Annotated in this window: 10 protein-coding genes; 5 read left to right on the forward strand and 5 right to left on the reverse strand. The window is 33.6% G+C overall.

The features are described from left to right. Positions 1–46: 46 nt before the first annotated feature. Genes mutY through ESZ54_RS02705 form a run of 3 tightly spaced genes read right to left on the reverse strand, consistent with a single transcriptional unit; the run spans position 47 to position 2,863 of the window. Positions 47–1,216 (reverse strand): A/G-specific adenine glycosylase, encoded by a 1,170-nt coding sequence (gene mutY, locus ESZ54_RS02695; protein ID WP_136136133.1) that lies wholly within the window; start codon positions 1,214–1,216, stop codon positions 47–49. Next, entirely contained in the window at positions 1,206–2,012 is an 807-nt protein-coding gene (gene recX / locus ESZ54_RS02700) for a recombination regulator RecX (protein ID WP_136136134.1), read from the reverse strand. Before recX ends, mutY begins: the two co-directional genes overlap by 11 nt. 53 nt (positions 2,013–2,065) lie before the next feature. Next, the gene (locus ESZ54_RS02705; RefSeq protein WP_136136135.1) at positions 2,066–2,863 is read right to left on the reverse strand and encodes a hypothetical protein; all 798 of its coding nucleotides are present in this window, start codon (positions 2,861–2,863) and stop codon (positions 2,066–2,068) included. Between the two features lie 323 nt (positions 2,864–3,186). On the opposite strand from ESZ54_RS02705, the gene ESZ54_RS02710 reads away from it, so the two are divergent. The 4 genes from ESZ54_RS02710 (at position 3,187) to ESZ54_RS02725 (ending at position 4,722) form a co-directional block, all read left to right on the forward strand. Beyond that, positions 3,187–3,723, forward strand: a complete 537-nt coding sequence (locus ESZ54_RS02710) for a sigma-70 family RNA polymerase sigma factor (RefSeq protein ID WP_136136136.1) — start codon at positions 3,187–3,189, stop codon at positions 3,721–3,723. A 59-nt stretch (positions 3,724–3,782) separates the two neighbouring features. Continuing rightward, a complete protein-coding gene (locus ESZ54_RS02715) occupies positions 3,783–3,992 on the forward strand; it encodes a DUF1659 domain-containing protein (RefSeq protein ID WP_136136137.1) in 210 nt (69 codons plus the stop codon). A gap of 17 nt (positions 3,993–4,009) precedes the next feature. Further along, entirely contained in the window at positions 4,010–4,222 is a 213-nt protein-coding gene (locus ESZ54_RS02720) for a DUF2922 domain-containing protein (protein ID WP_136136138.1), read from the forward strand. 161 nt (positions 4,223–4,383) lie between these two features. Further along, on the forward strand, positions 4,384–4,722 hold the full coding sequence (locus ESZ54_RS02725) for a hypothetical protein (RefSeq protein WP_136136139.1): 339 nt from the start codon (positions 4,384–4,386) through the stop codon (positions 4,720–4,722). Between the two features lie 110 nt (positions 4,723–4,832). On the opposite strand, the gene ESZ54_RS02730 is transcribed toward ESZ54_RS02725, so the two are convergent. Both ESZ54_RS02730 and ESZ54_RS02735 read right to left on the reverse strand, forming a co-directional pair. Further along, on the reverse strand, positions 4,833–6,257 hold the full coding sequence (locus ESZ54_RS02730) for a basic amino acid/polyamine antiporter (RefSeq protein WP_136136140.1): 1,425 nt from the start codon (positions 6,255–6,257) through the stop codon (positions 4,833–4,835). Positions 6,258–6,428: 171 nt separating this feature from the next. Beyond that, complete coding sequence (locus ESZ54_RS02735) at positions 6,429–7,073, reverse strand: GntR family transcriptional regulator (protein ID WP_162615068.1); 645 nt, start codon at positions 7,071–7,073, stop codon at positions 6,429–6,431. 738 nt (positions 7,074–7,811) lie between these two features. Here ESZ54_RS02735 and ESZ54_RS02740 point away from each other — a divergent pair. Then, entirely contained in the window at positions 7,812–8,015 is a 204-nt protein-coding gene (locus ESZ54_RS02740; protein ID WP_136136142.1) for a hypothetical protein, read from the forward strand. Positions 8,016–8,032 lie beyond the last annotated feature (17 nt).

The following is an 8,032-nucleotide window of genomic DNA, read 5'->3' on the forward strand; positions in this document are numbered from 1 at the left end:
ACCGACATCAGAAATATTATATCACAAAAAAAATCGTTGGGGCATCTTAATCGCTTTTTTCGTTCATAATTTGTATCATTTTTTGTTGCGCTTTTGGAAAACTCAAACTTTGATGTTCTTCAATCGGTAGAAAACGTTCATCTGACGCTAATTCTTGTTTGAAATCTGGCTTTAAACGACCGTAACAAATTAAAAGGTGCCACTTCAAATGCGTAAATAAGTGTGTTACTTCACCCAACGGTTGTGTTTGCCATATGATTTGTTGTTCAATCTCAGTCAATTTCTCTAGCAAATCATCCTCAGAAGATTCTGCCACTAATAACTCTGGAGAAATTAATTGTTCTTGATAATGACGCCAATTTTTAAGATAAGTTTCATACTCTTTCTTAGTCACTTCAACTAAAGGAAAAGTCCACATTTTTCTTAGTAACCCCTCATCAGGACGTTGTTTAAAGTAATACTCATGCTGCTTATTTTCCATCGCAAGGGCTAAATAATATTTTGGTACCGCCTTTTGCTTTTTCGACTTAACTGGATAATCAAGCATCGTTCCCTTTTGATAACTTTCACAATACTTTTGAAGTGGGCATTCCTCACACTTAGGTGCTTTAGGGGTACAAACCGTTGCACCTAAATCCATCAAGGCCTGATTGAAATCTCCTGGTCGCTCCGAAGACATTGTTGCACGTACTTTTGCATCAAATACTTTCCGTGACTTTGGTTTGGCGATATCGTCAGACAAACAATACAGACGACTATAAACACGCATCACATTGCCGTCAATTGCCGGTTCGACCCTGTTAAAAGAGATACTTGCAATAGCCCCGCCTGTATAAGGTCCAATACCTTTCAACGTGAGAATATCAGTTAAATCAGATGACATTTCGCCATTAAACTCAGTCATTATTTGTTGGGCCGCAATTTGCATATTACGAACACGTGAATAATAACCTAACCCTTCCCAAGCTTTTAAAATTCTTGCTTCAGGTGCTTCTGCTAAATCTTTAATTGTCGGAAACCAATCAAGAAAACGTAAGAAATATGGAATAACCGTCACAACTTGAGTTTGTTGTAACATGATTTCAGAGACCCAGACACGATAAGGATCAGTGTTCTCGCGCCAAGGCAGCAGACGTTTTTCTTCGTCATACCATATAACTAAGTCTTGAGCGAGAGTACGATTACTCTCTTCATCCCACACCGTCCTACTCTTCATCCGGCAACTCCGCTTCTTTTTCACTAATAAAAAGACTAATATCGTCATAGTTAAAGCCTTTACCCATGAGAGAAGTAATCACTTTTTGTTTACGTTTAAAAGGCTCAAGTTTTTTATGGCGTTCCCAAAGTTTGGTTCCTAATTGGGCTAGCAGTTCCGTCTCTGTCTCTTGATCTTTTTCCAAAGCTAATTCTTCCATCACAATATTAATGACATCACCCGAAAATCCTTTTGTTTGCAAATGTTGTCGCACTTTATTTTTAGTTTCCTTAAAACTTTTCTTTTGATATTTACGTAAAGCTTTCTGTGCGGTTGCCATTGCAATTTTTTCTTCCGAATCATCAGTAAATTGATCTAAAGCAATCGCAATATTCTCATCACTAATCCCTTTTTTCTTTAAATTTTGTTTAATGACAAAAGGACCTTTATCTGACGTTTTAATAATTGTACGCACATAGCTATCAGCAAACACACGATCATTGACCAACTCTAAATCTTTAAGTCGTCCAATAATGTGATGAATACCCTCAGGTGCAACTTCTTTTTTCTTCAGGTAATCAACTAATTCTTTTTCCGAACGCAATTGATAACTCAAATAATTTAAAACTTGTTGATATGCTTGATCTAGCATGGCTTCTTTTTCAATTTTACGTAACACGTCACCATCAATTTCTTCACCTTTTAATAAACGATATTTCACCAAGGTATCTTCAGAAACTTGATAGGTTTTACCAGATTTGGTTAATACTTCATAACTTGTCCCTTTATTTTTCTTGATACTCACGATAATTTCCATCGATTTCACCCTCTATTTAAACTAAATCTAACTATATCATAACTTAGTTAAGCTCACGATGAAAAAGATTCATCTACTAAGAATTCTTCATATTCTAAAACACTCTCAACTAATTTCATCTCTTTAAACATTTCGTAGGAAGAAGCACGATAACGATATAGGTAGTAAACCTTGAGATTATAATGTTTGCATGCTGCCTTGTGAACATCAGTCAATAAACGACAATAAGAACCTGTCCAATCCTTCATAAACGTCAAACTAAGACTATCTTGATCCAATAACGACTCATGTTGATGAAAAATACAATCATATTCAACTGCATTCGCAACATTTACTTTAATCGTTCGATAGGTGATCGGTATTATGATTTCTAATCCATTATGAAAGGTTAACAAAGCCGATTCAGCCCCACAAGAACATCGTGTTAAATTATCGAGATAAGTTAAACCAACCATCGATGTATTTCTTCGAGCAGAGCCAGAGAGTTTCATCAACAAACAATCATGATTGATAAAAGGAAATTTATTTTTTTTAACTTTCATAACAGCACAGATTGATTCCTTAATTGCCTTTTGAGATGTCTTGGTTTGTTGTTCAAAATCAGCCAATAATTCTTGACTGGTACGTGTTGTACGAACTGGTAAATCATACGCGTCTAGAATTAATGTCTGGCACTCGTAATCTTTTTCGTCAGACAAATCGCAAACGAACTGCGTGGTTTTTGCTAATTTGGCACCCTGAACAAAGATTGAACAATCATAAAGTTGCCGCACATCATTTACATTGACTGGTTGTCCTTCAATAATTGCTTGATACTTTTCAATTTTAGTTACACATTTTAAGCTCTTCATCTGTACTCCTCCATTATCATACGTATTTTTTCTTTCTTAATTGGCAAAAAAACAACATACTTAATTAACAAAATAATAAAAGTGTGTCCCTCCTGTCCATATATATTTAATTCAAAGGCATATTACTTAAATACGTTCAAAAATAACCTTTGTTTTTCAATAATAGTATAACATTAACCAAACAAGATATAAAGCGCTTACCCGGAAATAAACTTGCAAGTTTCAACACTTATATGCAAGTTTTGAATTAGTAAAAAAACATTAATATTACTACAATGATTCCAAGTTAGCTAACTAAAATAAAATTTAGGAGAGACACAGACATGGAAGAAGAAGAATTAATTGATTGCTATCATGGATTAATATTAGGTGCATTAAAAAAGTGTCATGTTTACTACACCAATCCCAATTTTGAAGACTATGTCCAGATCGCACGTATTACACTTATTCAGTGTCACCGCGAGGAAATCAAGAAAGATCCTACATTACCTCATTTTAATAGCTTTGCTTATCAACGCATCTATTGGAAAATTATGGATACTTTAAGAGAAGAACAACGTCTAACCTTACGCGAAGTTCAAGTTGAGCCACTCACACTTGCCGAGTCTATGAATCAAACCTCGATCGATGAAAGTCTGCTGAGTGCTGAAGAACAGATTGAAAAACTAATGCCTTATTTGACAAAGCAAGAAATTAATTATTTGATTGATTCCTTAGTGCATCAACTGACGGTTTCGGAAATTTCTCTTAAATATCATGTGTCTAGGAGAGCTGTTTATAACTGGAGAAATCATACTTCGTTAAAATTTTTAAAATATTTTAACGAAAAGGGTTCACAAAATGAGGAGCAATTTCGTTAATACTAGTGTAAGCAGCGCGCAAGACTTACAAAACAAATAAAATAAAAGGAAGTGGTCTCATGTCAGCAAACTTTGAAGAAAAAAAAGTCCAACTGAATTACGATAACTTAACTGGAGAAAAAACTAGAAAACAAACTATCTCAAATATCAGTGAGGAGGCAACAAATGAAAATATTATTTCATTTGCTCGATTACTTAACTCGATTGCTCCAGAAAGCGAACCCCTGCACGATCTATTTATCATTGAAAGTCACCGTCATACATTATAAGAGGAGGATCATAAAAAATGAAAAAACTAAACATGATTTTTTTAAATAGTCTAGGAAAACAAGTTACATTAACACCAACTTTAGCAAAAGAAGATTTAGACAAAGAAACAGTGCAAAAATTAATGACCGACATCAGTGATCTTGGTATTTTTGAAAAAGACGATGTGAAGCTTTACTCCACACCAAAAGCGGCAAAATACGTCGAAACGATTACAACAGAGATTTTCTAATCAATTTCTTAGAATTAAAGAAACTGAGGCTAGCCGTGGGGTTTAGCCTCTGTTTTTTAGATATAAAAAAAATATTAAAAAAAATAAAAGAAAATAAAAAATAAATAATTCCTTTGCCTATATTATTAATGAAGTTCGTTCAAGAGAGCAGGGAATATAAAATGACAGAAAAATATTTGGTTACAACACAAAACATCCATGACAAAGACAGCAATGATTTAGCTGTCGAGATCGTAAAGATCTACTCTTTCAACGGGAGTGATAACGCTTTTCACCCAGCGGAAGAAGACCTGGAATTATCCGCCATGTCTGTCCGCAGCGAAAACAATCAAATCTTAGGATCATTTGATTGTATCACGCCAAAACATGACTATCTAATCACTGAATTAATTGAAAAATACTTTAACAAAGGATTAGATAGTCTAACTTTTGGTAAACCACAGTTAGAAGAAATGGTACCAGCAAAAGAACGCCGTGAATTACTTAAAAAATATCTTTAATTTATAAAACAAACAACAAAACAACAAAAAAATAAAAATATGATGACGAACTTCAAAAAAAATCAGAGCAACGGAAAAACTCCGCTGCTCTGTTTTTTTGTTTGCTTAAATTAAACTAACGATACATTAATTTTTCCAGTTGCGATTAAGTAAATTGAAATAATCGCACAAGCGACTAATGCTATCGCACCTACTAATTCTGCTTTGTTAAATGGTTTCTCACCCGCATGTTTTTTAGACCATAAGTATAGTAACATACCCGGTGCAAACAAGAGTGATGTGAGTAAGAAATAAGTGACACCCGTTGCAAAGATACAATAGGCCATATAGATTGAAGAAATTAAAGCCAAGACGAATGCTTTCGAGAAGCCCTTTTTCCAATCCCAAGCAAGTTTTAATAAACTCAGTGATACGAATAAATATGGTACTAACATCGTGCTTGATGATAAGATTGCCATAAAGTTATAGGCACTTTTATTCACAAGTAGTGATAATAAGAAGAATTGTACTAAACCATTCGTCAAAATCAACGCATATTTTGGTGCTTCGTGCTTGTTTTCAATTGCGAAGACATGTGGAAACACATTATCTTTCGCACCTTGATACAGGATTTCACCTGCAAACATTGTACACGCAAACCAAGCGCCTAACGCTGAGATAATAACACCTAGGTTAATCAAAATAGCACCCCAAGGCCCAACAATTGATTCTAAAACTTGTGCCATCCCAGGTTTAGCTAAACCTGCTAGTTCTTCTCTTGAAAGAACTGCAAACGAAAGAACAGTTGCTAATAGATAAATTGAGATGATCAACACAAATGAAAGTGCTGTTGCCTTCCCAACAATTTTTTTGTTTTTAGCACGTGCTGAGTAAACAACTGCACCTTCCACCCCAACAAACACCCATACTGAAAGCATTGTTGCGCTCTTAATCTGAGGTGCGACTTGAGACCAACTAAATTCATTATTAATGGTACCCCAAGTTTCAGCAGAGAATAAATCGGCATCAAAAGCAATAATTGCACTAATAATAAAAATGAATAAAGGAATTAATTTTGCAATGGTAACAATCCCATTGATTTTTGAAGCAAAGTTAGCACCACGTAAGAAAATGAAGTGCATACCCCACAATAATAGTGACGCACCAATTACTGAATAAATATTTTGTCCATCGCCAAACAAATTAAAAAAATAGCTTAACGCACTAAAGACTAGTGACGCTAATGCGACGTTTGCAAGAAATACAGATAACCAATATCCCAATGCACTATTGAAACCAACAAAGCTTCCAAACGCGTGATCTGTATAACTATAAATTCCGGCATCTAATTGAGGTAATTCTTGATTTAAGATTTGCAGACAAACAACATAGACACCCATTCCCACGCCGGATAAGACGAGTGCAATTGTTGTTGCTCCAACTGAAGCGACATTGGCCATGTCCGTCATTAAGTTGAACACGCCTCCACCAATTACTGAACTAACAGTTAAAGCGATTAGACTTAATAACCCGAGCCTTTTTTCTTGTTCTTCCATTATTATCTCCCTAGTTTTGAATCATCTGATTCACATTTGATTGCTTTGCTTCTTTATCTGAGATTTCACACAAAAAAGTAACAATCTTCTAAATTTTAACATAATAACGGTTGCAATTCCTTAAATAAACCACATCAATAATACTAAATAATTCCCATTTTTTACTCTAACCTATTCACTTTTAAAATAGCGATCTACTTTTTTATCAGTCCAATAATCATTTTCAAGGAAAAATCTAATTTCATCTGCTTCACGTTTTTCAAATAAATTAACTAATTCTTGATTGACAACATTGACTTCGTGGTAACTTTCTGCCAAGTCTTTTGATTCATCAAAAAACAAACTAATCCGTCCTAAATATAAAAAGCGGATTCGTGCCAATTCTTTTTCTAAAAACTCATTGTCGCATTTTAATAAATACACTTCGTGAAAATCTACAAATAAATCATTATATTCATTATATAAACAATTTTCAACTGCAGAGGTCATGCTATCTGTTAGAAAACGCATTTTTGCTAAATCGATTTTCCTCATTGAAGAACACACCAATTGGCCACATTTTCCAGTCAACAATCCAATATAATCAAACAGATCTACCAAATCTTCTTTTGTATACGATTTAATTCTAAATCCTTTTCGTGGTTCACGAATGAGGACTCCTTCTGAGGCTAATTCAACTAAAGCTTCCCGGACAGGTGTTCGACTAATACCTAGGTTATTTACAAGGTATTGCTCTTTTACACGTGCTCCTTCTTCAAGCTCGCCTGACGCTAATTTTTTTACAATAAATTTATAAACCATATTTTTGGGGTCCATATAATTGTCCTCTCTTTTAAAACTTTTTTCAAACATTATTAATATATTTTACTTTGTATACGAATAAAACAAAAGTATAGAGGCCATTTTTAATAATTTTGTCATATATCTTTTTGTACTTGACTTTCACCTCACTTTATTAGATAATCATTTTTATATCGCCCAACAGGGTTGATATCCTAATATTTTATTTACAGAAAAAAAGCTAAGTGCCTCTACCAGCATTTAGCTTTTTTTCTGCCCAATTTCCGACTCGCATTGACAAATGTTCGTTATTCTAAGAAATCAATCTACGTTAAATATAAAATGATTCGTTTTCAAAAAAATAGTAGAAACTAGCATTATAAAGTATATTTATTGTACCATTAAATAGTCTAACTTCCCATTTCTCATTAAATTTTAATCGATTTTAGTATTCCCCAATTCTAAAATCATTTTTATCGGCATAATCATAATTTCCTTGCGAGGGTTTCTGGGATCAAATTATTCGAAAAATCTAGGTTGATAATATCATAAAACACTAAACTTCTCTCCTTTATTATATCGGTAATTTGCCTTAATTATTAAGTTGTCAAAAAAGTAGTACAAGAAAAGACCAAATTATTTTATAGAATCATTAGGATAAATTTTAATTTTAATAGGATAAACTGTAAGCGGGAAGTAATCGAGTATCTTTAAAGAATATCCACCTCCGGTTATCATTACTTTATCAAGTAAAAAATGATCGGAGGTATTTTTATGAGGACTGTTCAAGATATTGTCCCAGTAAGTTTAAAAAATGAAGGTATGGTTTCAAAATCAAAACTACATTCAAAGCCGTCAAGTTCCACACAATCAAAAGTAGCGATAAAATTAAATAATGCAGATAAGGAAATTACAATCTATAATGGTTGTAATAACTATATTCTAAATGCAGTTTTGAGTGAATGGAATGCTCGTTAATTGAGCTAATTTCATAA

Origin of the sequence: Vagococcus silagei (assembly GCF_004795745.1) — a bacterium.
Classification (GTDB): Bacteria; Bacillota; Bacilli; order Lactobacillales; family Vagococcaceae; genus Vagococcus; species Vagococcus silagei.

Excerpts from the sequence above, each read along its gene's own strand:
- mutY (WP_136136133.1), bottom strand. The coding sequence starts at position 1,216 with ATGAAGAGTAGGACGGTGTGGGATGAAGAGAGTAATCGTACTCTCGCT.
- recX (WP_136136134.1), bottom strand. The coding sequence starts at position 2,012 with ATGGAAATTATCGTGAGTATCAAGAAAAATAAAGGGACAAGTTATGAA.
- ESZ54_RS02705 (WP_136136135.1), bottom strand. The coding sequence starts at position 2,863 with ATGAAGAGCTTAAAATGTGTAACTAAAATTGAAAAGTATCAAGCAATT.
- ESZ54_RS02710 (WP_136136136.1), top strand. The coding sequence starts at position 3,187 with ATGGAAGAAGAAGAATTAATTGATTGCTATCATGGATTAATATTAGGT.
- ESZ54_RS02715 (WP_136136137.1), top strand. The coding sequence starts at position 3,783 with ATGTCAGCAAACTTTGAAGAAAAAAAAGTCCAACTGAATTACGATAAC.
- ESZ54_RS02720 (WP_136136138.1), top strand. The coding sequence starts at position 4,010 with ATGAAAAAACTAAACATGATTTTTTTAAATAGTCTAGGAAAACAAGTT.
- ESZ54_RS02725 (WP_136136139.1), top strand. The coding sequence starts at position 4,384 with ATGACAGAAAAATATTTGGTTACAACACAAAACATCCATGACAAAGAC.
- ESZ54_RS02730 (WP_136136140.1), bottom strand. The coding sequence starts at position 6,257 with ATGGAAGAACAAGAAAAAAGGCTCGGGTTATTAAGTCTAATCGCTTTA.
- ESZ54_RS02735 (WP_162615068.1), bottom strand. The coding sequence starts at position 7,073 with ATGGACCCCAAAAATATGGTTTATAAATTTATTGTAAAAAAATTAGCG.
- ESZ54_RS02740 (WP_136136142.1), top strand. The coding sequence starts at position 7,812 with ATGAGGACTGTTCAAGATATTGTCCCAGTAAGTTTAAAAAATGAAGGT.